The 24395-nt window shown below is 67.5% G+C and carries 26 protein-coding genes; 14 read left to right on the top strand and 12 right to left on the bottom strand.

Annotated elements, in window-relative coordinates; genetic code table 11:
• Positions 1–39 precede the first annotated feature (39 nt).
• The 5 genes from gatC (at position 40) to AC1RTA_RS10550 (ending at position 5436) form a co-directional block, all read left to right on the top strand.
• Positions 40–327, top strand: coding sequence for an Asp-tRNA(Asn)/Glu-tRNA(Gln) amidotransferase subunit GatC (gatC, locus tag AC1RTA_RS10570; RefSeq protein ID WP_014235994.1), 288 nt, complete (start codon positions 40–42; stop codon positions 325–327).
• Between the two features lie 64 nt (positions 328–391).
• Positions 392–1861: an Asp-tRNA(Asn)/Glu-tRNA(Gln) amidotransferase subunit GatA gene (gene gatA / locus AC1RTA_RS10565; protein WP_130459588.1), complete on the top strand. Its 1470-nt coding sequence runs from the start codon at positions 392–394 to the stop codon at positions 1859–1861.
• Positions 1862–1866: 5 nt separating this feature from the next.
• Positions 1867–2403, top strand: coding sequence for a hypothetical protein (locus AC1RTA_RS10560; protein ID WP_014235992.1), 537 nt, complete (start codon positions 1867–1869; stop codon positions 2401–2403).
• A gap of 28 nt (positions 2404–2431) precedes the next feature.
• Positions 2432–3889, top strand: coding sequence for an Asp-tRNA(Asn)/Glu-tRNA(Gln) amidotransferase subunit GatB (gene gatB / locus AC1RTA_RS10555; RefSeq protein ID WP_205231451.1), 1458 nt, complete (start codon positions 2432–2434; stop codon positions 3887–3889).
• Between the two features lie 128 nt (positions 3890–4017).
• A complete protein-coding gene (locus AC1RTA_RS10550) occupies positions 4018–5436 on the top strand; it encodes an aminotransferase-like domain-containing protein (protein WP_043798743.1) in 1419 nt (472 codons plus the stop codon).
• A gap of 215 nt (positions 5437–5651) precedes the next feature.
• Here AC1RTA_RS10550 and nosZ read toward each other — a convergent pair whose 3' ends face one another.
• The 5 genes from nosZ to AC1RTA_RS10525 all read right to left on the bottom strand — a co-directional run bounded on the left by nosZ (position 5652) and on the right by AC1RTA_RS10525 (position 10300).
• Positions 5652–7949: a Sec-dependent nitrous-oxide reductase gene (gene nosZ, locus AC1RTA_RS10545; protein ID WP_492784696.1), complete on the bottom strand. Its 2298-nt coding sequence runs from the start codon at positions 7947–7949 to the stop codon at positions 5652–5654.
• A 189-nt stretch (positions 7950–8138) separates the two neighbouring features.
• Complete coding sequence (locus AC1RTA_RS10540) at positions 8139–8846, bottom strand: Crp/Fnr family transcriptional regulator (RefSeq protein ID WP_492784695.1); 708 nt, start codon at positions 8844–8846, stop codon at positions 8139–8141.
• A 21-nt stretch (positions 8847–8867) separates the two neighbouring features.
• Positions 8868–9185, bottom strand: a complete 318-nt coding sequence (locus AC1RTA_RS10535) for a helix-turn-helix domain-containing protein (protein WP_492784694.1) — start codon at positions 9183–9185, stop codon at positions 8868–8870.
• A 156-nt stretch (positions 9186–9341) separates the two neighbouring features.
• A complete protein-coding gene (locus AC1RTA_RS10530; RefSeq protein ID WP_492784693.1) occupies positions 9342–9650 on the bottom strand; it encodes a hypothetical protein in 309 nt (102 codons plus the stop codon).
• 14 nt (positions 9651–9664) lie between these two features.
• Positions 9665–10300: a cytochrome c oxidase subunit 3 family protein gene (locus AC1RTA_RS10525; RefSeq protein ID WP_014235985.1), complete on the bottom strand. Its 636-nt coding sequence runs from the start codon at positions 10298–10300 to the stop codon at positions 9665–9667.
• Between the two features lie 323 nt (positions 10301–10623).
• Between AC1RTA_RS10525 and ccoG the strand changes: the two genes are divergently transcribed.
• Positions 10624–12003: a cytochrome c oxidase accessory protein CcoG gene (ccoG, locus tag AC1RTA_RS10520; RefSeq protein WP_492784692.1), complete on the top strand. Its 1380-nt coding sequence runs from the start codon at positions 10624–10626 to the stop codon at positions 12001–12003.
• Positions 12004–12007: 4 nt separating this feature from the next.
• Here ccoG and AC1RTA_RS10515 read toward each other — a convergent pair whose 3' ends face one another.
• From AC1RTA_RS10515 to pyrE, 4 genes are read right to left on the bottom strand one after another with little or no spacing between them, the layout of a single operon-like run.
• On the bottom strand, positions 12008–12310 hold the full coding sequence (locus AC1RTA_RS10515; protein ID WP_492784691.1) for an AzlD domain-containing protein: 303 nt from the start codon (positions 12308–12310) through the stop codon (positions 12008–12010).
• Positions 12307–13050 (bottom strand): AzlC family ABC transporter permease, encoded by a 744-nt coding sequence (locus tag AC1RTA_RS10510; RefSeq protein ID WP_492784690.1) that lies wholly within the window; start codon positions 13048–13050, stop codon positions 12307–12309. The genes AC1RTA_RS10515 and AC1RTA_RS10510 overlap by 4 nt, the downstream gene beginning before the upstream one ends.
• On the bottom strand, positions 13034–13708 hold the full coding sequence (locus AC1RTA_RS10505; protein WP_492784689.1) for a hypothetical protein: 675 nt from the start codon (positions 13706–13708) through the stop codon (positions 13034–13036). Before AC1RTA_RS10505 ends, AC1RTA_RS10510 begins: the two co-directional genes overlap by 17 nt.
• A complete protein-coding gene (gene pyrE, locus AC1RTA_RS10500; protein ID WP_492784688.1) occupies positions 13689–14333 on the bottom strand; it encodes an orotate phosphoribosyltransferase in 645 nt (214 codons plus the stop codon). Before pyrE ends, AC1RTA_RS10505 begins: the two co-directional genes overlap by 20 nt.
• A 55-nt stretch (positions 14334–14388) precedes the next feature.
• Here pyrE and AC1RTA_RS10495 point away from each other — a divergent pair, with 55 nt between their 5' ends.
• The 5 genes from AC1RTA_RS10495 (at position 14389) to AC1RTA_RS10475 (ending at position 16795) form a co-directional block, all read left to right on the top strand.
• The gene (locus AC1RTA_RS10495; RefSeq protein ID WP_152090202.1) at positions 14389–15174 is read left to right on the top strand and encodes an exodeoxyribonuclease III; all 786 of its coding nucleotides are present in this window, start codon (positions 14389–14391) and stop codon (positions 15172–15174) included.
• 137 nt (positions 15175–15311) lie between these two features.
• Entirely contained in the window at positions 15312–15632 is a 321-nt protein-coding gene (locus tag AC1RTA_RS10490; protein ID WP_014235978.1) for an ElaB/YgaM/YqjD family protein, read from the top strand.
• Between the two features lie 111 nt (positions 15633–15743).
• Positions 15744–16151, top strand: a complete 408-nt coding sequence (locus AC1RTA_RS10485) for a phage holin family protein (protein WP_492784687.1) — start codon at positions 15744–15746, stop codon at positions 16149–16151.
• Entirely contained in the window at positions 16148–16456 is a 309-nt protein-coding gene (locus AC1RTA_RS10480) for a YqjK-like family protein (RefSeq protein ID WP_014235976.1), read from the top strand. Before AC1RTA_RS10485 ends, AC1RTA_RS10480 begins: the two co-directional genes overlap by 4 nt.
• A 3-nt stretch (positions 16457–16459) precedes the next feature.
• Positions 16460–16795 (top strand): hypothetical protein, encoded by a 336-nt coding sequence (locus tag AC1RTA_RS10475; protein ID WP_152090201.1) that lies wholly within the window; start codon positions 16460–16462, stop codon positions 16793–16795.
• Here AC1RTA_RS10475 and AC1RTA_RS10470 read toward each other — a convergent pair.
• Complete coding sequence (locus AC1RTA_RS10470) at positions 16788–18164, bottom strand: deoxyguanosinetriphosphate triphosphohydrolase (protein WP_014235974.1); 1377 nt, start codon at positions 18162–18164, stop codon at positions 16788–16790. The genes AC1RTA_RS10475 and AC1RTA_RS10470 overlap by 8 nt on opposite strands.
• Before the next feature lie 176 nt (positions 18165–18340).
• On the opposite strand from AC1RTA_RS10470, the gene AC1RTA_RS10465 reads away from it, so the two are divergent.
• Both AC1RTA_RS10465 and AC1RTA_RS10460 read left to right on the top strand, forming a co-directional pair.
• Positions 18341–19936 carry a cyclic-di-GMP receptor FimW-related protein gene (locus tag AC1RTA_RS10465; RefSeq protein WP_492784686.1) on the top strand — a complete coding sequence of 532 codons (1596 nt, stop codon included), beginning with the start codon at positions 18341–18343 and terminating at the stop codon, positions 19934–19936.
• A 269-nt stretch (positions 19937–20205) separates the two neighbouring features.
• Positions 20206–21819, top strand: a complete 1614-nt coding sequence (locus AC1RTA_RS10460) for a cyclic-di-GMP receptor FimW-related protein (protein ID WP_492784685.1) — start codon at positions 20206–20208, stop codon at positions 21817–21819.
• A 16-nt stretch (positions 21820–21835) separates the two neighbouring features.
• On the opposite strand, the gene phoR is transcribed toward AC1RTA_RS10460, so the two are convergent.
• Entirely contained in the window at positions 21836–23137 is a 1302-nt protein-coding gene (gene phoR / locus AC1RTA_RS10455; RefSeq protein WP_152090199.1) for a phosphate regulon sensor histidine kinase PhoR, read from the bottom strand.
• 40 nt (positions 23138–23177) lie between these two features.
• Positions 23178–23870: a phosphate regulon transcriptional regulator PhoB gene (gene phoB / locus AC1RTA_RS10450; RefSeq protein ID WP_014235970.1), complete on the bottom strand. Its 693-nt coding sequence runs from the start codon at positions 23868–23870 to the stop codon at positions 23178–23180.
• Between the two features lie 154 nt (positions 23871–24024).
• On the opposite strand from phoB, the gene AC1RTA_RS10445 reads away from it, so the two are divergent.
• Positions 24025–24395: gamma-butyrobetaine hydroxylase family protein (locus AC1RTA_RS10445; protein ID WP_492784684.1), on the top strand; the 371-nt coding region annotated here is incomplete at its 3' end.

Here is a 24395-nt window from a genome sequence, read left to right as displayed (position 1 = left end):
TCACCCGGCGCTTCGCCGGCTTTCACCCCCAGCCAGCCCATGTCCCTTACTCCCGATCAGGTCCGGCGCATCGCCCATCTTGCCCGCATCGAAACCTCCGAAGCGGAAGTCCAGACCACCCTCGAGCACCTCAACGGCATTTTCTCCCTGATCGAGGAAATGCAGGCCGTGAACACCCAGGGGGTCGAGCCCATGGCCCACGCCCAGGACCTGGCCCAGCGCCTGCGGGACGACGTGGTCAGCGAAAGCGACCGTCGCGCCGCCTTCCAGGCCGTGGCGCCGGAAACCGAAGCCGGGCTCTACCTGGTGCCCAAGGTCATCGAATAGGCGGGAGCGCTGCCGCGCCCTTGCTTCGCGCCCTCCCCTGCCCCCGACTCGCTCCCTACCGACCATGCTCAATTCCAGCCTTAAAGAACTCGCCCAGGCCCTGGCCGGCAAGAAGATCTCCAGCGTCGAGCTGACCCAGCTGTATCTGGACCGCATCAATCGGCTCAACCCGGCCATCAACGCCTACGTCTCCACCCAGCCGGAGCGCTCCCTGGCCCAGGCCAAGGCGGCCGACGCCCGCCTCGCCGCCGGCGACGCCGGCCCCCTGACCGGCATCCCCCTGGCCCAGAAGGACATCTTCTGCGCCGAGGGCTGGCTCACCACCTGCGGCTCCAAGATGCTGGCCAATTTCGTCAGCCCCTACGACGCCACGGTGATCCAGAAATTCGACGCCGCCGGCGCCGTGAATCTGGGCAAGACCAATATGGACGAGTTCGCCATGGGCTCCTCCAACGAAACCTCCTTCTTCGGCCCGGTGAAGAACCCCTGGGACCAGAGCCGGGTGCCCGGCGGCTCCTCCGGCGGTTCTGCCGCTGCCGTGGCAGCCCGTCTGGCACCGGCCGCCACCGGCACCGACACCGGCGGCTCCATCCGCCAGCCCGCCGCCCTGTGCAACCTCACCGGCCTGAAGCCCACCTACGGCGTGGTTTCCCGCTGGGGCATGATCGCCTTCGCCTCCTCCCTCGACCAGGCCGGCCCCATGGCCCGCTCCGCCGAGGATTGCGGCCTGCTGCTCAACGCCATGGCCGGCTTCGACCCCAAGGATTCCACCAGCCTGGAACGCCCGGTGGAGGACTACACCCGGGAACTGAACGCCCCGGCTGCCGCCAAGCCCCTGGCCGGTCTCAAGATCGGCCTGCCCAAGGAGTTCTTCGGCGAAGGCTGTGACGCCGCCGTGATGGCCGCCATCCAGGCCGCCATCGAACAGTACAAGGCCCTCGGCGCCGAGATGGTGGAAGTGAGCCTGCCCAACATGAAGCTGTCGGTGCCGGCCTACTACGTCATCGCCCCGGCCGAGGCCAGCTCCAACCTCTCCCGCTTCGACGGCGTGCGCTACGGCTATCGCGCCCCCGAGTACGACAGCCTGGACGACATGTACGCCAAGAGCCGGGCCCAGGGCTTCGGCGCCGAGGTGAAGCGCCGCATCCTGATCGGCACCTACGTGCTCTCCCACGGCTACTACGACGCCTACTACCTGCAGGCCCAGCGCATCCGCCGGCTCATTGCCGAGGATTTCGTCGCCGCCTTCAAGCAGTGCGATGTGATCCTGGGGCCCACCAGCCCCTCCACCGCCTTCAAGCTCGGCGACAAGGCCGGCGACCCGGTGCAGATGTACCTTTCCGACATTTACACCATCGCCGTGAACCTGGCCGGCCTGCCCGGCATGTCCCTGCCCTGCGGCTTTGCCGAGGGCCTGCCGGTGGGTCTGCAGCTGATCGGCAACTACTTCGACGAAGCCCGCCTGCTCAACGTCGCCCACCGCTACCAGCAGGTCACCGACTGGCACGGGCGCGCGCCCGCCGGCCTGGAGTAAGGCGGATGGGGCTGCCTGGTCGCCGCGGCGCATGGGTACTGGTTCTTGGCGGCATCATCGCCACGATCCTTGCCGGATGCGCCACGCCGCCCCCCCCTGCCGAGCCTCTGCCGGACAACGTGGCCAGCGAACCGCCGCCGGCGGACAAGTACGATTTCAGCCGGCCCCTTAAGCACCTCAACGGCCGCAACCTGAAGCCCATTCCCACCCGGCCCCTCAACGTCGCCGGCAACTGCGCCTTCCGCGATCCCACCGGCTACCGGGGCAACATCCAGCTGCAGGTGAAGGAAGCCGAAGTGAAACGCTTCACCGCCAAGGTGGATGTGCCGAAGAAGGGCTCCTGCCAGTTCGCCCTGAAGGACTTCCGCCAGGTGGAAACCCTGCCCCAGGTGCGCCTGGCCGCCGCCGACGGCTGCTCGGTGCGCATGTGGGAGCAGGACAAGAAAGTGACGGTGGCCTTCAACGGCTGCCAGGCCCAATGCAGCGGTGAGGCCGTGGATTACCTGTGGCCCATCCAGCTGGAACGCCGCAGCTGTTTTTAACGCTTGAATTTTTGCTTTCGAGAACGACATGAGCGCACGCAACTGGGAAGTGGTCATCGGCATCGAGACCCACGCACAGCTCTCCACCCAATCCAAGATTTTCTCCGGCTCCTCCACCGCCTTCGGCGCCCAGCCCAACGTCCAGGCCAGCGCCGTGGACCTGGCCCTGCCCGGCGTGCTGCCGGTGCTGAACCGGGGCGCCGTGGAATGCGCCATCAAGTTCGGCCTCTCCATCGGCGCCGAGGTGGCGGCAAAGTCCGTCTTCGCCCGCAAGAACTACTTCTACCCGGACCTGCCCAAGGGCTACCAGATCAGCCAGTTCGAGCTGCCGGTGGTGGTGGGCGGTGGCGTGCGCATCCAGGTCGGCCAGGGTGACAAGGCCTACGAGAAGGTGGTGCGCCTGACCCGGGCCCACCTGGAAGAGGATGCCGGCAAGTCCCTTCACGAGGACTTCCACGGCAAATCCGGCATCGACCTCAACCGGGCCGGCACCCCCCTGCTGGAAATCGTCACCGAGCCCGACATGTGCTCCTCCGCCGAGGCCGTGGCCTACGCCAAGGCCCTGCACGCCTTGGTGCGCTGGATCGGCATCTGCGACGGCAACATGCAGGAAGGTTCCTTCCGCTGCGACGCCAACGTCTCTGTGCGCCGCCCCGGCGAGCCCCTGGGCACCCGCCGCGAGATCAAGAACCTCAACTCCTTCCGCTTCCTGCAGCAGGCCATCGACTACGAAATCCAGTGGCAGATCGACACCCTGGAAGACGGCGGCAAGATCCAGCAGGCCACCGTGCTGTTCGACCCGGATTCCGGCGAGACCCGGGTCATGCGCACCAAGGAAGACGCCCACGACTACCGCTACTTCCCCGATCCCGACCTGCTGCCCCTGGTCATCTCCCGGGAGTGGGTGGAGCGCACCAAGGCCACCCTGCCGGAGCTGCCCGAAGCCAAGCGCCAGCGCTTCATGGAGCAGCTGGGCCTCTCCGCCTACGACGCCACCGCCCTCACCGCTTCCCTCGAAGTGGCCGACTACTTCGACGCCGTGGTGACCGCCGCCGGTGCGGCCAACGCCAAGAGCGCCGCCAACTGGGTCATGGGCGAACTGTCCGCCCGCCTCAACAAGGAGGACAAGGACATCGCCGCCTCCCCGGTGAGTGCCGCCCAGCTGGCCGGCCTCATCGCCCGCATCGCCGACAACACCATCTCCAACAACATCGCCAAGAAGGTGTTCGAGGCCCTGTGGAACGGCGACGGCACCAGCGCCGACGAAGTGATCGAGAAGCAGGGCCTGAAGCAGATCACCGACACCGGTGCCATCGAGAAGCTGGTGGACGAGGTGCTGGCCGCCAACGCCGCCAACGTGGCCGAATACAAGGCCGGCAAGGAAAAGGCCTTCAACGCCCTGGTGGGCCAGGTGATGAAGGCGGCCAAGGGCAAGGCCAATCCCCAGCAGGTGAACGACCTGCTCAAGGCCAAGCTGGGCGGCTGATTGCCAAGCCTTGGCCAGACTCCCGGAAAGGGCAGCAGCAGCTGCCCTTTTTCTTTGCCGGCCCCGCTTTTTCCCGGATTTGATTCACCTCTTTCCGGAACGGGGGGCGCTTCATTACCATGGCCGCCATGAGCCGCTACCAGACCCTCGCCCTGCAAACGGAAAAGCTGATCAGCGACGGCCTGCTGCGGGCCGGCGACCGGCTGCCCTCGGTGCGCCAGGCCTGCCGCATCCACGACGTCAGTCCGGTGACGGTGTTGCAGGCCTACTACCTGCTCGAAGGCCGGGGGCTGATCGAGGCCCGGCCCAAGTCCGGCTACTTCGTCCGGGCCCGCCTGGGCCAGGCCCTGCCCGAGCCGGAAATGACCCGGCCCCAGGGACAATCCACCGCCCTCGACGTCAGCGACTTCATTTTCGAGATTCTGGAAAGCGTCAAGAATCCGGCGGTGGTGCCCTTCGGCTCCAGCTTCGCCAGCCCGGAGCTGTACCCCCTGGACAAGCTGGGCCGCTGCCTCGCTGCCGCCGCCCGCCACCTGGACCCGCGGGCCACGGTCACCGACCTGCCGCCGGGCAACGAGGAACTGCGCCGCCAGATCGCCCTGCGCTACCTTTCCCGGGGCGCCAACGTCTCGCCCCAGGAAATCGTCGTCACCTCCGGCGCCATGGAAGGCCTCAACCTCTGCCTGCAGGCCGTGACCCGGCCCGGGGACCTGGTGGCCATCGAATCCCCCACCTTCTACGCCAATCTCCAGGCCATCGAGCGCCTCGGCCTGAAGGTCATCGAAATCCCCACCCATCCCCGGGAAGGCATCAGCCTGGCAGCCCTGGAGGATGCCCTGCGGCAGCATCCGATCAAGGCCTGCCTGTGCATGCTGAACTTCTCCAACCCCATCACCGGCAGCCTCAGCGACGCCCGCAAAGCCGAGCTGGTGGCCCTGCTGGCCCGCTACCAGGTGCCCCTGATCGAGGACGACGTCTACGCCGAACTGTACTTCGGCGACCAGGCGCCGGCCCACGCCAAGGCCGAGGACCGGCACGGCCTGGTGCTGCACGTCTCCTCCTTCTCCAAGTCCCTGGCGCCGGGTTACCGCATCGGCTGGGTGGCCGGCGGACGCTTCACCCAGAAGATCCAGCGCCTCAAGCTGACCACCAGCCTAGCCACCACGGTGCCGGTGCAGATCGCCCTGGCCGAATACCTCAAGCACGGCGGCTACGACAACCACCTGCGCCGCCTGCGCCGCACCTTCTCCCTGCAGGAGATCGCCATGGTCGGTGCCGTGGAGCGGCACTTCCCCGCCGGCACCCGGCTGGCCCGGCCCAGCGGCGGCTACTTCCTCTGGGTGGAACTGCCCCCGGGCGTGGACACCCTGGCGCTGCACCGGCTGGCCCTGGACCAGGGCATCAGCATCGCCCCCGGCCCCATCTTCTCCGCCAAGCGGGAATACGGCCACTGCCTGCGCCTCAACTACGGCCACCCGTGGACGCCGGCGACGGAAAAGGCCATCGCCGTCCTCGGCCAGATCATCGACAGCCTGCTGCCCCGCTAAGGGCACAGAAGCGGGGCGCCCCGCCGCACTTTTTCCCCTCCTGATTTTCCCCTCCCGCCGAATCCTCATAAAGGACGCTTGCCGGGTCCGTGACGGGGCGTTCGTCGCGACGGCACGGGCAGCCGCCGCTGCCCTCACCTCAAAAAAAAAAGAGGAACGACCCGAAGGCCGTTCCCCGCAGTGCTGCTGCCGTGTAACTCTTTGGCGGGCGCCGCCTACTTGCCTTTGCGGGCGCCGTTCTGTTCCAGATAGGTCTTGGCGCGCAGGCCGAGGTCGGCTGCCTTCACCTGGTACTGCCAGACTTGCTCGGCCCACAGGGTGGCCTGGTTCCAGTCCTTCTTCTTGGCAGCGTCTTCATGCTTGGCCTTGGCGTCCTTGATCTTGTTCAGCTGATCGACGGCGTCGTCCATCATGTTCACCACATCCGGGAAGTCCTTGTAATTCACGGAGGTGATGTAGCCGACCACCTGATCGATGACGGCCTGGGTATCGGCCACCTTCTTCAGCTGCTTCTTGTAGTCGTCTTCGCTGTAGATCGCCTTCTCGGCACCGGCAGTCTTGGTCGCCTTCCAGCCCTTCGGCTTGACCAGGAGGTAGCCCTGCATTTCCAGGTGCAGCGCGGAGCAGAACTCGGTGCAGTAGTAGGGATAGACGCCTTCCTTGTCGGCCTTGAACTTGACCGTGACGGTCTTGCCCGGCTCGACGGATGCATGGACGTTGTAGGTGGAGACGGTGAAGCCGTGGGTCTCGTCCTGGGCCCGTTCCAGGTTGGTCAGGTGGATGGTGATTTCGTCGCCCACCTCGGCCTCGATGGTTTCCGGGGTGATGTGGGAGCGGATCAGGGTGCCGAATACCTCGATCTTGTTGCCCTTTCTCACCGTCTTCTCTTCACCGGCCCGCACGGCACCGGCACTGGGCGCATCGGTGCGGCTGTTGGTGCCCACCTTGTAGCGCACGCCGGGCTTCAGCTTGGCGGCATCGATGGCGACGACGTAGTGGGGCTCGCCCAGGGGAATGGGCATGTCGTACAGGAGCTGCATCTTGTCGTTGCTGATGTCGATCAGCTGGTGATTCTGCGGATGCAGGGGGCCCACCGGGGTGAAGCGGTCGATGGAGAGCTTGTTCATGGCCACCAGATAGCGGCCCTTGGGGTCCATGGAATCGCCTTCCATGGTCATCAGGTGGCCCACGTTGTAATGCACCGCGATCTTGTCCAGCACCCGGCCCTCGCAGTAGTCCCACTTGGCGATCTGGCTGTCCACATAGAGGGAGGTATAGGCGACGCACGACTTGGAGTCGTACTGGGTATGCAACGGGCCCAGGCCCACCTGCACGGTCTTGTGCAAGGTCTCTTTCATGCCCAGCACCGGGATGCCGTAGGCATCCTTGGCCTCGAAGTTGCCGGCCTTGATGGCGGCCTGGATCTTCTCCCAGGAATAGACGATGACGTGGGTGTCCAGCTTGCCGGAGACGGTGATGAATTTGCCATCCGGCGAGACCATGACGCCGTGGGGCGACTTGGGTTCGGGAATGAGGAAGAGGATGCCTTCCTTCACCGCCGTCTCGATGGAGAGCACGTTGTGGCCGTTGATCTTCTTGGCCATGCCCTTGGCCACCAGTTCGGCGGCCTTCTTCCAGTTCACCACGTGCATGTAGTCGGTGTCCTTGGCGGAACAGCCGGCTTCATAGGGCGGGCGGCCCTTCTCGATGCCGCCGACGTAGCGCTCGGAACAGAAGGAGTTGGTGAAGGACCAGCCGTCGGACGGCCCCTTGCCGGCGTCGGAGAGATCCTGGCTGTAGGGCGGCAGTTCGACGGAGAAGGAATCCTTGGTCTGGATGCGGCCTTCCTTGCGGTCGAACTTCCAGTAGGTGACGCCGCCCCGGTACTTCTCGTTGAACTCTTCCAGGGGCACGAACTTCTTGTTGTCCAGGGGGGCCGCGTACTGGGCCGCCTCGATGATGTACTCGGTATTGGGGGTGACGAAGGCGCCGCCGTGCTCGGAACGGAAAATGGGGTTGGCGACGATCTGCTTGGTCTCGAAGTCCCGCAGGTCGATCACCGCCAGGCGCGGATTGGCCTTGTCGTTGATGAAGAGGAACTGGCCGTCGTACTTGCCCTGGGTCTCGGACATGGCCGGGTGGTGGGTGTCGCCCCAGGTGATGTCGCGACCGTCGATCCTGCCCTGGGCCAGCACCGCCTTGGATTCCTCGTCGTAGCCGTAGCCCTGCCAGGGCTCGGGGGTGAACACGCCGATGTACTTGAGGATGCGCATGGAGGGAATGCCATACACGATCACCTGGCCGGACTGGCCGCCGGAGGAGAAGGCGACGAACTCGTCGCGCTTGCCCGTCGGCACATAGGTCTTGGCCGCCGCCAGCAGGTCCTGCTGGGACAGGTTGCGGCGCTTCATCACGTCCTGCAAGGACTCGGCCCCGGCGGCAGAGCCGGCCCACAGGGCGCCGATGCCCAGGGCTGCGGCGAGAAAGGCCGCAATGGGTTTTTGAGGTTTCATTGAACGCTCCCCTTTTGAAATATGGACCCGCCTCCCTGACGGAGGCGGACGCCACGGCAGCAAACGGGCTGCCATGACTGCCGCGTCAGTAAACCACCGGGACTCTCCGGGGAACGGGGGCAGAACACCGGATTTCCGATAGCTACAGATCGGCACCGATATCAAAACCGTAGCCGGCCGCGGGGCACCTCAGGCCAAGCGGCGCAGGGCATGGCGCAGCTCGCCGCCTTCCGGCACGACGCTGCAGGGACAGGGCGAGAAGTTTTCCATGCGGTCGATGCGGGGCAGGTGATTGACCCGCTGCACCACGCCCTGCTGGGCCAGCTTGCGCACGGCCCGGGAAAGATAGGCCGGGCTGCAGCCGATACGTCGCGCCAGGATGGCCATGGGCAGGGGGCCCGCCGGCTCCGGCGGTGCCGGCGACAAATGGGCGCAGGTCTCGCCGCAACGCAGGTAGCAGACCAGCCGCTCGGCCACGGAGAAGGCCACGGTCTTTTCCCGCTCCTGTTCCAGGCGGGCGATGTCGGCGGCGATGCGGGCCGCCAGCCGGTGCCGGAACTCGGGCACGGTGGCCAGCCACAGGTCCAGCAGTTCCACATCCACGTGGACCACGGAGGAATAGGTGATGGCCCGCACCTGGTAGCCCGGCACCGTGGCCCCGGCATGGAGACATTCCAGGCCGAACAGGTCGGATTCGGCGAGGATGCGCATGCAGCGCTCGTTGCCGTCCGCCGTGGTGATCAGCAGCTCCATGCGGCCATGCTGGATGTAGAACAGTCCCGGCCGGTCGTAGCCTTCCAGCACCAGGCGGCCGGGACCGTAGCGCCGCAGGCAGACATGACGGTCGGCCAGTCCCTGCTCCGTGTTGGCAATCAGACCTGGCAGCAGGTTGCGCATCGGCTCGCCTCCAATTCGCGACTAGGAGCCGCGGGCCAGTTTGCGCTGCAGGGTGCGGCGATGCATCTTCAGGGACTTGGCCGCCGCGCTCTTGTTGCCCTTGTACTCCGCCAGGACCCGCTCCAGGAATTCCCGCTCCAACTCCCTCAGGCTCTTGCCCGGGGCCCCCGGAGCAGCGGCCGGCAATGGGGCCCAGCTGAGGGACAGGGCATCCGGGACTTGCCCCGGGGCAACGGATTCCAGGGGAATCAGGCCCGGCAGGCGGGCTGCCATTTCCGCCATGTCCGCCATATCCCACTCCACACCGCTGGGCTGAACCAACAGGGCAACGACTTTCATCACCGGCTCCAAGAACTGTATGGGAGCCGAGTAGACCATTCCCCTGCCGGCAATAACAGCGTCAGAACTTCGCTAATTCGCTAGGAACAGTTGCCCCGGACGACAAAAAGCCCCGGCGCCTGGGACAGGCGGACCGGGGCTGGTGGGAGTACGCGATTACAGGGAGAAGAAGCGGGCCACCGGCCGGCCGAAAAAGGCGGTGAGCAACAGCAGCAGGGGCGTCAGCAGGATGAAGACCCGCAACAGCCAGGCGATGAAGGGGTGGGCCCGGTGGGATTCGATGAAGTGGCGGGCCACCAGGGTGCCCTTGCCCCACAGGATGGCGGCCACCAGCAGGGGTAGCCAGGCCGCCCCGTGGAACCATTCCCCCAGGAACAGGCTGAGGAAGGTCAGGACCACCAGGGCCAGCCAGGGCAGAACCGGTGCGCCGGGGGGCAGCAGGGAAGACGGGGAGGACGGATGCATGGCGTCGGTCTCCTTCAGGCCAGAACGTAGAACAGGGGATAGAGGATCAGCCAGATGATGTCCGTGGCGTGCCAGTAGCTGGCCAGGGCCTCCAGGCCGCTGTGGTCCTCCCGGGAATAGCCGCCCAGGACCAGCCGCACCAGCACCCAGAGCATGCCCAGGATGCCCCAGGAGGCGTGCACCAGATGGTTGAAGGTCAGGTAGTAATAGACCGTGTAGAAAATGCCGGCGCTGCCGTCGATGCCCTGGGCCAGATTGCCGGTGATCTCGTAGACCTTCACCACCGGGTAGCCGAGGGCCACCACCAGGGCCGCCACCAGCCACAGCACCGCCTGCCGCCGGGGCCGGCCGGCGCGCAGGGCCGCCACGGCGCAGGCGACGAAGAAGCTGCTGGTGACCATGAGCACGGTGATGGTGGTGCCCGCCGTCTTGTTGAGCAGTTCCGAACCGTTGGCAAAGGCCTCGGGGTAATGGGCCCGGGCGATGAAATAGACGGCGAACATCAGGGCGAATTCGACGAATTCGCAGGTGATGCCGACCCAGATGCCCTTGTTGCCGGGAATCCAGCCCCTGCCCTGGGCAAGGCTATGCCCCGGCCCGGACTGCCCCAGGCCGCCGATGTCGATTTCCGGCTTGATGACCGCCTCCATCCTGCTTCTCCTCATGACCCCACGGTCCGGACTGTCCGGACATGGGCCCCATTGTTCCCCGTCCCGCCGCCCGGCAGCGGGTACAGCCGGTGAGCTTTTCCATGGGAACAGCCGGGACTCCCAGTCTGGCACTTCGGATCGGGGCAATAATTTGATGGGAATCAAGGCCATGTGCAGGTCTGGAAGTCCCCTGGATGAAGGTCGGCCGGCAATCTGTTCCTATCGAAAACACGACTTACTGAATCTGTGTCCAAATCCTGGCCGATGTTCTACTCGCAGCAACGGAAATCCCCCCTATTCCCATTGCCAGCGAAAGACCGAGCATGAGCCACAAGACCGTCAACAAGGTACAGAGCGCCCGCATCGCCCTGTACCGCAACAAGCGCCAGATCCATCCCCGGGCCGTCAGCGGCCGCTTCAACAGCCTGCGCTGGCTCATGGTGTGGGCTACCCAGATCGTCTTCTACGGCGCCTGCTGGCTGGAGTGGGATGGCCGCCAGGCCCTGCTGTTCGACATCGTGCACGAGAAGCTGTACCTCTTCGGCCTGGTGCTGTGGCCCCAGGACGCCCTGCTGCTGGCCCTGGTGCTGATCCTCTCGGCCACCGGCCTGTTCCTCGTCACCGCCGTGGCCGGCCGCCTCTTCTGCGGCTTCGCCTGTCCCCAGACGGTGTACACCAGCATCTTCATGTGGGTGGAGGCCAAGGTGGAAGGGGACCACCTGGCCCGCCTGAAGCTGGCCGAGCGGTCCCTGGACGCTGACAAGCTGCTGCGCAAGGGCGCCAAGCACGGCCTGTGGCTGGCCATCGCCCTGTGGACCGGCATCACCTTCGTCGGCTACTTCACCCCCATCCGGCAGCTGCTGCCCCACCTGGCCGCCTTCACCCTGGGCCCCTGGGAAGCCTTCTGGCTGATCTTCTACACCCTGTTCACCTATGTGCAGGCCGGCTTCACCCGGGAGATGGTGTGCCAGCACATGTGCCCCTATTCCCGCTTCCAGGGCGTCATGTTCGATCCGGAAACCCGCAACGTGGCCTATGACGCGGCCCGGGGCGAACCCCGCGGTGCCAGGCGGCAGAGCGGCCAGGGCGACTGCATCGACTGCGGCATCTGCGTCCAGGTCTGTCCCACCGGCATCGACATCCGGGACGGCCTGCAATACCAGTGCATCAACTGCGGCCTGTGCATCGACGCCTGCGATACGGTGATGGACAAGGTGGGCAGCCCCCGGGGCCTGATCCGCTTCGCCTCGGAAACCGAACTGGCCAGCGGCCGGCAGAGTTCCCGCCACTGGAAGCGGCCCCGCCTGGCGGTCTACGTCACGGTGCTGGGCTGCTTCACCCTGCTCGGCGCCTGGACCCTGTCCGAGCGCTCCCTGCTGCTGGTGGACGTGCTGCGGGACCGGGGCGCCCTGGTGCGGGAAACGGCGGAGGGCGACTTCGAGAACGCCTACACCCTGAAGCTGATGAACCTGGCGGAGCAGGACCGGGAATTCGAAGTGCGGGCGGAAGGCCTGCCGGGCATCCGGATTCAGGGGGCGCAGCGCTTCGCTGCACCCGCCGGCGCCACGGCCCCGGTCCATGTCACCGTGGCCGTCCCGGGGCCGGCGGAGCGGCAAGGCATTCAGCCCATCCGCTTCCACATCGTCGCCGTGGACGATCCGCGTACCCGGCGGGAGGAGCGCAGCACCTTCGTCCTGCCCTGAGGGTTCAGGAGAACAGCCACAAGGCCATGAAGCCGCTGCCGATGGTGAGCAGGGTGTTGCGCCGCCAGGCCGCCACCGCGATGGCCACCAGGCCGGCCCAGAAGCGGGGCCCCAGGCGCAATTCCCCGGCCGCCAGGAACAGTTCCGGCGCCACCAGGGCGCTAAGGGCGGCGATGGGCACGAACGGCAGGGCGGCAACGAACCAGGCGGGCGCCCGGTAACGCCCCTCGGCGGCAATGAAGGAGAGGCGGATGAGGAGGGTCAGCAGCCCCGCCGCCCCGAACAACAGCCACAGTTCGCCGTTCATGGCCGCGGCTCCCCTATGCTCCGCCGGGGCAGGAGCAGGACGCCGGCCACCAGACCGGCCAGGGCGGCACAGAACAGGCCCAGCTTGTAGGGCAGCGCCGCGGCAACCACGGCCACGGCCGCCGCCACCAGGGCCGCCGCCAGCCGGCTGCGGCTGTCGATGAGGGGCACCACGATGGCGATGAAGGTCAGGGGCAGGGCGAAGTCCAGGGGCAGGTCCGCCGGCAGCCCCCGTCCCAGCAGCACCCCGGCCAGGGTGGCCAGCTGCCAGCTGCTCCACAGGGCCAGGCCGCTGCCCAGCAGCAGCCAGTGGCGCACCGCCTTGTGGGCCGGATCGAGTAGGTAGGGAATGGCGGCGGCGTAGGCCTCGTCGGTCAGCAGATAGGCCAGGGCCAGCTTCCAGCGCCAGGGCAGATGTCCCAGCAGGGGCGCCACCGAGGCGCTGTACAGGGCATGGCGCAGGTTGAGCACCGCGGCGGCGCCGACCATGAGCAGAAGGGGAGCGCCCACGCCGATCAGCTGGGCCAGGAGGAACTGGGCCGAACCGGCGAAGACCACGGAAGACATGAGCACCGCCGCCAGGGGCGGGATGCCCGACTGCAGCGCCACCACGCCATAGATGACGCCAAAGGGCGCCACCCCCACCAGCAGGGGCAGCAGGGCCCGCAATCCCAGGAGGAAAGCCCCCCGGGGCGTCAGCCCGGCCCCAACCGGACCGGAAGTCTCAGCGGGGGCGTTCAACAGCCGGTGGCGGTGCGGGCTGCACCAGTGCAGGGTGCAAGCTGGCAGGATTGGCGGCCCGGGCCCGGGTCAGTTCGCCATAACGCAGCTTGTCCTGGTCGTACTTGGCGCGCATCTGATCCAGTTCCTGCTTGCGCCGCTGGATCAGCTCCTGGAAGCTCTTGACCTCATGCTCGGTGTCCTTGAGATTCTTGTCCAGCTCGAGGGGAAGCGGCTTGTTCCTGTAGAACTCCAGTTCATCGCGGTATTTCTTCAGGCGCTTCTGGGAATCCGCCAACTTGTTTTCCGACTGCTTGATCTGTCCCAGCAAGTCCTGCTCGCCCCGAGCCTTGAGGGCATCGATGTCCTTCTCGCTGCTGTAGGTATTGAGCAGGGCCATATCCTTGCGCTTCTGCTCCTTGAGGGCAGCTTCGGCTTCGACGCGGCGGCGCTGCTCCTCTTCCTGTCTGGCACGCTGTTCGGGTGTCAGGGGCGGCCCCACCTCCCTTACCGCCACGCCCTGGGCATTGAGTTCCTTGTAGCCCTTGGCCTGGCATTGGGCCGGAACGCTGTCACCGCAGGTCTTCTGGCCATTGACCTCACAGCAGTAGAGCCTCCCCGCATGGGCCGGCACAACGGCCGCGGCAAGCAACAGCAGACTAGCGACGCGCCACGCCATACTGGCTCCGATAAGCCGCCACCGCGGCCTGGTGGGTTGCCAGGTCGCCACGGCCGGCCAGATAGGTCATCAGATCTTCCAGCGTGGCCACGGCCACCACCGGAATGCCGTAGTCCCGCTCCACTTCCTGCACCGCGGAAAGTTCGCCGGTGCCCCGCTCCATGCGGTCCAGGGCGATGACGACGCCCGCCGGGGTGGCCCCGGCGGCACGGATCAGTTCCACCGATTCGCGCACGGAAGTGCCGGCGGAAATCACGTCGTCCACGATCAGCACCCGACCCTGCAGGGGGGCGCCGACGATGGTGCCGCCTTCGCCGTGGTCCTTGGCCTCCTTGCGGTTGAAGGAATAGGGCAGATTGCGGCCCTGGCCGGCGAGAGCCACGGCCACCGCGGACACCAGGGGAATGCCCTTGTAGGCCGGGCCGAAGAGCAGGTCGAACTCAAGGCCGGAGGCGGCGATGGCTTTCGCGTAGAATTGGGACAGCCGCAGGAGAGAGTCCCCGTCGTTGAACAGGCCGGAGTTGAAGAAATAGGGCGAAAGCCGCCCGGCCTTGGTCTTGAACTCGCCGAAACGCAGCACCTGGCGGGCCACGGCGAACTCGATGAACTCCTGACGAAAATCCATAACGATCCTGTTTCCTAATTATTCCGATCGCCGCCTGGCGCGGCGCAACAAGGCAATGTTACGCATCATCTCCCTCAATCTCAACGGCATCCGCTCCGCCTTCAACAAGGGCCTGGCCGAATGGCTGGCCGCCCAGGACGCCGACATCGTCTGTCTGCAGGAACTGAAGGCCCAGGCCCCGGACCTGACTCCGGAAATGTCCAATCCGCCCGGCTTCACCGGCTATTTCCACTATGCCGAGAAGAAGGGTTACAGCGGTGTCGGCCTGTGGTGCCGCCAGCAGCCGGACCGGGTCAGCGAAGGCATCGGCCATGCCGGCTTCGACGCCGAAGGCCGCTACATCCGCGCCGATTTCGGCAATCTCTCGGTCATTTCCGTGTATGTGCCCTCCGGCTCCAGCTCGCCGGAGCGGCAGGAAGCCAAATTCCAGTTCATGGACGAATTCGCGCCGGTACTCGCCGCACTCCAGGCCGAAGGCCGGGAAGTGGTGCTGTGCGGCGACTGGAACATCGCCCATCAGGAAATCGACCTGAAGAACTGGAAGGGCAACCTGAAGAACTCCGGCTTCCTGCCCGAAGAGCGGGCCTGGATCGGCGACTTGTTCGAGCACAAGGGTTGGGTCGACGTGTACCGCCGCCTGCATCCGGAAGCCACCGGCGAGGCCTACACCTGGTGGTCCAACCGGGGCCAGGCCCGGGCCAAGAACGTGGGCTGGCGCATCGATTACCACATTGCCACCCCCGGCATCGCCGCCACCGCCCGGGAGGCCTTTGTCTACAAGGAGCAGCGCTTCTCCGACCACGCCCCCCTGATCGTGGACTACGACTTCGCCCCCGCCTAGGCCCCTGTCATTTGCCGCCTGCATGGGCGCGTTGATTTTGGGGCGGACTCCCGTTACTCTGGTCAACTCGCACTGACGGCCCAGCTGTGAGCCCCGCTGCAAGATTTCCGCAACATACTCCGAAAAGAGGAATCGCCATGAATGCCAATACCGATCTGTCCGCCGTCTCCAAGGAAAAGCTGGTCACCGACCTGAAGGTGGTGGTTGCCGACGCCGAAGAACTGCTGCGCGCCACCGCCAGCTCCGCCGGCGAAAAGGTTTCCGAACTGCGCGAGAAAATCCAGGACCGCCTGCGGGACGCCAAGATCCGCCTGGCCGACGCCGAAGCCGCCCTGGTGGACAAGACCAAGGCCGCCGCCCGCGCCACCGACGACTTCGTCCATGAAAACCCCTGGAAGGCCGTCGGCATCGCCGCCGGCGTGGGCCTGCTGCTCGGCGTCATCATCGGCCGCCGCTAAGCCGCAGCCGTAACGCCTCCCGGAAGGACGGCGCGTGCTCCGGCACGCGTGGCGCGCCTTCCGGGTTTGTTTTTCCGTTCCATCCCGTTCCACTTCCACTCCGGTAAACCCATGGCCGATCAAAGCGCGGGCTTCTTTGCTTCCCTGAAACGTCTGCTCGCCACCCTGGTGGCGACGGGCAAGACGCGCCTGGAACTGCTCGGTGCCGAACTGGAAGAGGAAAAGATCCGTCTCACCCAGCTGCTGGTGTTCAGCGTCGCCGCCCTGGTCTTCCTGTGCATCGGCATGGTGCTGCTGGTGGCCCTGGTGGCTGCCGCCTTCTGGGAAAGCCGCATCGTCATCTTTGCCGTTTTCTCCCTGATTTTCATCGGTGGCGGCCTGGCCCTCACCGCCACGGCCCTGCGCCTCTCCCGCCGCCGCTCCGGCCTCTTCGCCAGCAGCATCAGTGAGCTGCAGGCCGATCTGGAAGCCCTGCGCGCAGCCCAGGCCAAGGCCAACGGGGAACAGCCCCGGCCATGAACGAGCGCCTGCTCGAGCTGGCCCACAAGCGGGGCCGCCTCTCCGCCAAGATCCAGGCCCAGCGCGAAGCCCTGGCCCGGGACAGCTGGCCCCTGGCCACCACCCTGGGAGCCGCCGACACGGGGGCCCAGGGACTGCGCTGGCTCAGGGAACATCCGGGAACCGTGGGCGCCGGCCTGGCCTTCAGCTTCATCCTGCGGCCGAAGCGGGTCTTCCGCTGGCTGCGGCGCGGCTATTTCGGCTGGAAGACCTACGTTGCCCTGCGGCAGCGCCTGAACGACCTCAGCCAACGCAGCCGGGGCTGAGCCATGGCCCCGCCCGAGAACACGGCGGCCACCGCCGCCGCCGACCCTGTCCCTGAAGAAACGCTGCTGCGGCAGATACTCGCCGCCCAGAAGCGGCAGTCGCGCCAGGTCATCACGGAAGTGCTGCAGATGCGGGGACTGATGCCCCTGCTGATGAAGACCCGCAATGGCGGCCACTGGACCACCGAGGAAAAGGCCGAACTGCTGCGCCACCTGCGGCGCCTCTCCCGCCTCTCGCCCTACCTGCTGTTCCTGCTGCTGCCGGGCTCGGCCCTGATCCTGCCCTTCTACGCCTGGTGGCTGGACCGCCGCCGGCTGCGCCGCAACGCCCTCAGATAATCCCCACGCCGGAAATTTCCCGGGCCAGGGTCGCCGCCGCGTTGTCGGTCATGGCGCCGACGTAGTCCAGCACTTCCATGTAGGCGGCGTAAAGCCCGGCCTCGCGCCGCACCGGCACCTCCAGCAGGGAGAGGGCCGTCTTCTGCCGGTTGTCCACCTCGCCGCTGCCCGTCACCTGGGCATGCACCGCCGGCACCAGCACATCCAGGATGGAAGCCAGGCAGGGATAGGCCGCCAGCTCGGTCATGACCTTGCTCTTGTGGCGGTAGACCCGGCGCCGGGCCAGGTCCTTGGCCTCGGAGAGGACCCGGTCCACATCCTCCGGACAGGCCGCCAGCAGGTCCTTGGCGCCGGTGCTTTCGCTGAAGGTGCCGTCGGTGAGGGAGCGCAGGTTCTTGATGAAGGCTTCGCTGATGGCATTGACGCAACGCCCCACGGCGACGCCGCGCAGCATGGCGCAGCGCTGGCGGGCGCCGGGGCTCTCCCACACCCGGCCGCTCTCGGCGGCGGCCAGGGGATTGATCAGGCGCTCGAACTCCTCCACCTCCAGGATGCCCATTTCCACCGCATCCTCCAGGTCCAGGATGGCGTAGCAGACGTCGTCCGCCGCCTCCATCAGGTAGGACAGGGGATGGCGCCCCCAGCGGTCGCCGCTCCGGGGCAGTCCCAGGGCCTCGGCCACGGCCTCGAAATAGGCCAGTTCGGACTGGTAGAAATTGAACTTGCCCGGCTTGGGGCTGGCGGCCACGGTCCACGGATACTTGATCATGGCCCCCAGGGCGGCGGCGGTGAGGCGCATGCCGCCTTCGTTGGCGTACATCTCCAGGCGGGAGACCATGCGAAAGCCGTGGGCGTTGCCCTCGAAGGTCTGCACATCGAGGCGCTCGGCCTCGGACAGGCCGGTCAGGAAGGAAGCGTTGCGGGCATCGCGGAACCAGGCCCGCAGGGCATCCTCGCCGGTGTGGCCGAAGGGGGGATTGCCGATGTCGTGGGCCAGGCAGGCCACCTGCACCACCATGCCCAGGTCGAAGGGGGTGATGCCCTCCGGCAGATAGCCCTGCTCGGCCATCATGGCCCCCACCCGGTTGCCCAGGCTGCGGCCGACGCAGGCCACTTCGACGCTGTGGGTGAGGCGGTTGTGGGTGTGGTCGTGGGTGGCCAGGGGATGGACCTGGGTCTTGCGCCCCAGGCGCCGGAAGGCGGTGGAGAAGACCACCCGGTCGTGGTCGATGTGATATTCGGTGCGCAGCCCCGCCGCCCCTTCCGCCGCCGTGGATGCCCGGGCCTCGATGATCTCGCCGGCCTTGACCTTGAAGCGGCGGGTGGAAAGACGTTGCTGCCAGAGGCTGGCCAGTTGACGGTCATTCATGGAATGGGTGAGCCGGGGATGGGGAGCAGGGATTCCGATTATACGGTGGCGCCTTGGCGTTTCGGGGCCCGGCAGGCACAATGGCTGCCCATAAGACCGGCCTCGCCCCCATTTCCGGCTGAATTCTCATCTAAGCTTAAAGAACAAAAAAGCTACGTCACCTCCGGAGGTGCGTCATGATGAAACCCGCTACCCTCACCGCCGCCCAGCCCCTGGAATTGCGCAGCGGTGCCGATGCCGCCGCCTTCCTCGGCCGCCTGCCCATGGCCGATCCGGTGCGCACCCATGAAGCCCTGACCCGCTTCTTCACCACCCTGGCCCGGCATCCCCTGCCGCCCCTGGAGCAGGCTCCCGTCCTGGCCCAGGCGGAAAAGGCCCTGGCCTTCGTCCAGGACGAAGCCACCCGCCGCTACCTGTCCCGCCCCCTACCCTACGCGGGCCAGGAACTGGCCCTGTTCCAGCGCACCGTGCAGCTGTGGCAGGACGCCGCCGACGCCTGGCTGGCCGCCGAGCCCCCGGCCGGCAGCGACGCCGACACGGCGGCGGTCCTGGAACGGGCCCTGTTCTGCCGCGGCATGGCCCTGGCCGAACACCTGGAGGCCCGCTTCCAGATTCCCGACGGCCTGTGGCAGTCCTTCCACGCCATCTACGCCGAGAGCGAACGGCGCCAGGTGGCCGACCTGGTGTTCCAGGACCCCAAGGGGCGCAGCCTCAGTTGCGCCCGCAGCTATGCGGCGGTGCTGTTGTTCGACCTCTCCAAGCCCTATTCCCTGCGCTCCCGCGACATTCCGGTGGTGTGGCGCTGGTCCCGGGCCCTGGCTCAGCTGGTGCAGATCGCCAGCATCGACGCCGGCGAGCCGGTCCCCTTCGTCATCGACCTGGAAAGCGACCGGCCGGTGGCCAAGCCCCTGCCTTCCGCCATCCTCGGCCCCCAGGTGCGCCGACTCGTCACCGCCGACCTGGCCAGCCACATGCGCAAGCTGCGGCGGCGCCTGGCCGAGGCGGTATCGCCGGCGGACCTGCAGCTGGGCGACGAGGTCAGCCCCGGCGACGCCCAGCGCCTGCTGGCCCACCTCAAGTACCCCTGGTCCCAGGAAGCCATCGCCCGGGCCTTCGACCTGCGCCAGCCCATCGGCACGGCGGAGGTGGTGCTCGGCTACGAGGCCATCCACTACCGCCTCACCGGCCGCGAGATGCACCGACCCAAGGCGGCGGCCGCCGCCTACCAGTATTCCCGCCAGGATGCGGAGCGGCTGGCCGTGTTCGGCACCGCCCGGGACGACGCCAGCAGCGTCAGGGAAGAAGCCAGCCAGCGCTACAGCGGCGAAACCTGGTCCCTGCTGGAGCAGAGCGCCCACGCCTTCCGCCTGTACCGCCCCGAAGGCGGCGCCCGGGTCGCAGTGGGCCAGCTGGCGGCCATTGCCGGGGAGGACGGGCAGCTGGTGCTGACCCGCCTCAGCAGCCTGATGCAGACCGGCAGCGGCGGCGTCGTGGCCAAGGCCAAGCGCCTGCCGGGCCTGGCCCTGGGGGTGGCGGTGACGGCCCTGGGCGCCAACCTGCCGCTCCAGGCCAGCGTCGGCGGCTTCATCATCCAGCCCGTCGGTGCCGATCCGGGCGCCCTGCCCGACCTGGTGCTGCCCCGGGGCTGGTACCTGAAGAACCGCCCGGTGGAGCTGGAACAGGGCCAGTCCCGCCGCTACCGTCTGGACAAGGTGGTCTTCAGCGGCCACGACTTCGACCTGGTGAGCTGCGGCAGCAACGAGGCGGCGTGACTTAGTTCCTTGGGCGGCGCCCCGCCGGGGCCCAAGAATCAAGCCATTCCTGGGCCGTTGCCGGACCCGGGACCATCGCCAGGAAGAGCGCCGCCATGCCAGCCCCCACCAGTGCACCACGCACCGCCCCCGCATGTCCCCGCCGGTCCACGCTGCGACCTCCGGGTCCCGTCCCCTACTGCCACAACGCCGCCGGCAGCGCCCGCTCCCCGGGTCTCACGAGCCACCCAGCCGGCACCGTCGGCCGGTCCGGGCGGGAGGGCTAGGCCATGGGCAACCCGAACGCTGCCGGCGTCGCCCTGGCCTTCCCCGATCTGCCAAGCGGGGCGGCCTTCCTGGCGCGGCTGCCCCTGGCAGACCCGCCCCTCCTGCATGACGGCCTGATCCGCTTCCAGCACAGCCTGCTGACTGCCCCGCCGGCGCCTCTGGCCGCCCTGCAGCTCCTGGAGCAGGCCCGCACGCCCCTCGCCTTCGCCCAGGAGGAGCTGGCCAAACGCTACCTCAACCACCCCCTGCCCCTGGCGGACCAGGAAGAAACGACCTTCGCCGCGGTCACGGCCGCCTGGCGGCGCATGGCCCAGGCCTACGCCCGGGTCGCCCAGGGGCTGGAGCCAGGCCAGGACACACCGGAGCGGCTGGCCCTGATCCTGCACCGCTGCCTGCACTACACCGCCCTGGCCATGGTCGAGCACTACCGGGCCCGGCGCGAACTGGAAGCGGGCCTGTGGCTAGAGCTCCACGGCTACTTCGGCAGCGCCGAGGAATGGGGCGTGGCCACCCTGCCGGTGGCCGATCCCGAGATGCCGGAACACGGCCAAGGCCATTGCGCCGCCATCTACAACGCCGCCCTGCTGCTGGAACTGGCCGGCCCCTACAGCCTTTCCCTGCGCCAGCTGGAACTGGCCTGGCGCTGGGCCCGGCTATGGGCGCCCCTGGTGGGAATCGACGCCCTGGCAGCGGGCGATGGCGCGCCCCGCTTCGTCGTTGATCTGCTTCGGGACGGCGGCCTCCAGCCCCATGACGCGACGGCGGACGCACCGACCCTGCGTCGCCTCGACACTTCGCGCCTGACCCTGCGCCTGCGCCAGGCCCACCAGGGCCTCAAGGCCCGGCTCTCACCGGTGGACGCCGGCCTGGGCGAAGGCTGCAGCGCCAGCCAGTGCGTCCACCTGCTGGCCCTGCTTTTTCGCCCCTGGTCCCAGACCCCCGCCCTGCGCCGCTTCCGGCGCCACCCGGGCAAGGGCCGGCTGCGTCTGTGCGTCGGCTGGGAAGCCCTGCACTACTTCGTCGCCGGCCGGGAGTTCGTGCAGCCCGACAATGTGCGGGTCTATTCCCGCCAGGAGTTCGACAGCCTCTTCATTTTCCGGCACCAGGTGGACCCGAGCCAGCCCCTGGCGGTCGCCTCAGCCCGCCTGGCTTTCGCCGCCGATACCTGGAGCGTGGCCAACGAGTCGGCCGCCGGCTACCGCCTGCGCCGGGACGGCGCCGGCCAGCGGCTACAGCAGGGTCAGTTGGTGGGGGTGGCCGGAGAGGCGGCGGAGCAGTTCATGCTCGGCCAGGCCAATTGGGTCATGCAGGAGCGGGACGGCGCCGAGGCCGGCGGACTGGTGGCCGGCATCAGCCTGCTGGCGGGCCGGCCCCAGGCGGTGGCGGTACGCCACCATGGCGCCGACCATTCGCCCTCGGAGCCCTATGTGCGGGCCTTCCTGCTGCCGCCGGTGCCAAGCCTGGAACAAGGGGCTTCCCTGATCCTGCCCCTGGGCTGGTATGCAGCCCGGCGCCAGGTGGAAATCCACAGCGACGGCACCTGGCTGGTGCAGCTGGAAGAGCTGCTGCAAGGCGGCGCCGATTTCGAACGGGTCAGCTTCAGTGTCTGCGGCTAGGGCGGTTGCCGGCGCCTCAGTCGGGAATGCGCAGGGCCGGGAAGCAGGCGGAGAAGCGGCTGCCCTTGCCGGCCTCGCTCTCCACTTCGAGACGGCCCTGGTGCCGTGTCAGCACGTGCTTGACGATGGCCAGGCCGAGGCCGGTGCCGCCGGTCTCCCGGGAGCGGCTGCGGTCCACCCGGTAGAAGCGCTCGGTGAGCCGGGGAATGTGCTGGGGCGCGATGCCGATGCCGCTGTCGGCCACGGTGAAGGCGGCGCCGTCGGCGGTGCGCTGCCAGATCAGTTCCACCCTGCCGCCATCCGGCGTGTAGCGCACGGCGTTGGACGCCAGGTTGCCGAAGGCGCTGCGCAGTTCGTTGGCACAGCCCAGCAGCACCGGAGGGCCGTCGCACACCAGGCTGATCTGGTGCCGCCCGGCGGAGAGGGCCTGGGCTTCCTGCTGGATGGAGGCCAGCAGGGCCGGCACTTCCACCCGTTCGTCCAGGGGGGTCAGGCTGCCGGTCTCCAGGGCGGAGAGGGTCAGCAGGTCGTCGATCAGGTGCTGCATGCGTCCCGACTGCTCCTGCACCAGGCGCAGGTAGTGCAGGGCGTCTTCCCGGGGATAGGCGTCGAAATCATCCACCAGCATCTCGACGAAGCCGCTGACCACGGTCAGGGGCGTCTTCAGTTCGTGGGAGACGTTGGCGACGAAATCCCGGCGCATGTTTTCCAGGCGCTCCAGCTGGCTGATGTCCCGGCTGATGAGCAGGTTCTGGTCGTCGCCATAGGGGATCACCTGGATCTGCAGGGTCTGGCCCTTGTGCAGGTCGTTCTGCAGCAGCAGGGGCTCGTCGAACTGGCCGGCGCTGAGGTAGCTCACCATCTCCGGCTGGCGGATCAGGTTGGTGACCGGCTGGCCCCGGTCGGTGGCCGGGTTGAGATTGAAGTGGGCGGCGGCCTGGGCATTGAGGCCGTCGATCTGGCGGTGCCGGTTGAAGACCACCACCCCGTCGGGCAGGGCCTCGCCGGCCAGGCGGAAGCGCTCCAGGGCCCGGGCCAGGGAGTGCTGCTGCTCCAGGCGGATGCGCACCCGGCGGTGCAGGCCGGCGAAGGCCACTTCCCAGATGCCCCAGCCGGCGGGCACCCGGGCGTCCAGGGGCCCGCGCAGCCAGCGCATGAGCTTGGCGAGGAACCACAGGTGGTACAGCAGGTAGAGCAGCAGGCCGCCGCAGAAGGTTTCCCAGGCCTGCTGGCGGCCGACGAAGATCCAGACGGGACCGGTGACGGCACAAAGCAGGAAGAGGAAGAAGAAGGCGCGCAGCCAGACGGCTTTGACCATGAAGACAGACCGATCAGGAAGAAGTGGTCAGGGCGGCAGTTTAACCGGCCTGGGTGGAGAAACGGTATCCGCTGCCGCGCACGGTCTGGATCAGGCGTTCGTGACCGGTGGGCTCCAGGGCCGAGCGCAGGCGGCGGATGTGCACATCCACGGTGCGCTCCTCGACGAACACATGATCGCCCCACACCTGGTCCAGCAGCTGGGCCCGGCTGTGGACCCGCTCCGGGTGGGTCATGAAGAAGTGCAGCAGGCGGAATTCCGTCGGCCCCAGGTCCACCGGGCTGCCGTTGCCCAGCACCCGATGGGTTATGGGATCCAGGCGCAGGCCTTCGATATCCACCGGGTCCTCGGTCATCTGGGGCGCCCGCCGGCGCAGCACCGCCTTGATGCGGGCCTGCAGCTCCCGGGGGGAGAAGGGTTTGGTGACGTAGTCGTCGGCCCCGGCTTCGAGGCCGGCAATCTTGTCGTGCTCCTCGCCCCGGGCGGTGAGCATGATGATGGGCACGTCCTTGGTCCGCTCGTCGGCCCGCAGCTTGCGGGCGAACTGCACGCCGGACATGCCGGGCAGCATCCAGTCCAGCAGGACCACGTCGGGCAGCACCTCGCGCACCTTGCGCTCCGCCTCTTCGGCATCGTAGGCCCGCAGCACCTGGTGCCCGGCATGCTGCAGATTGGCGGCGATCAGTTCCTGGATCGAGGGTTCGTCTTCGACGACAAGGATGTTGGCTGGCATTGGGTTGGTTGTCCGTTAAGCTTTGCAGAAAAGTCTATTGCAGCCAGGTGACAAATTGATGACAGCCGGAACGGATCGTCCGGCACGGGCCCGACGTCCCGGCCAGGCCCCATCTGCGCTATGATAGCGCGTCTTTTTTGCAGGATTTGCGGCCATGGCCGGGCTCAATCGGGAAACTCCCATTCCCACCGAAATCAAGCTGCACCAGAAATCCCGACTGCTGGAAATCAGCTTCGCCGACGGACAGCGCTTCGAACTCGCCTACGAGTTCCTGCGGGTGCTCTCCCCCTCCGCCGAGGTGCGGGGCCACGGCCCCGGCCAGGAACGGCTGCAGGCCGGCAAGCAGGCGGTGGAGATCGAGCGCGTGGAGCCGGTCGGCAACTACGCCATCAAGCTGGTCTTTTCCGACGGCCACGATAGCGGCCTCTACTCCTGGGACTACCTCTACGAACTGGGCCTCAACCGGGACGCCCTGTGGCAGGAGTACCTGGCAAAGCTCGCCGCCGCCGGCCTCTCCCGGGACCC

The organism is Azospira sp. MPR-E4 (assembly GCF_058809645.1).
Note: the sequence above shows the minus strand (reverse complement) of the source record. Positions and strands in the feature narration are given on the sequence as shown.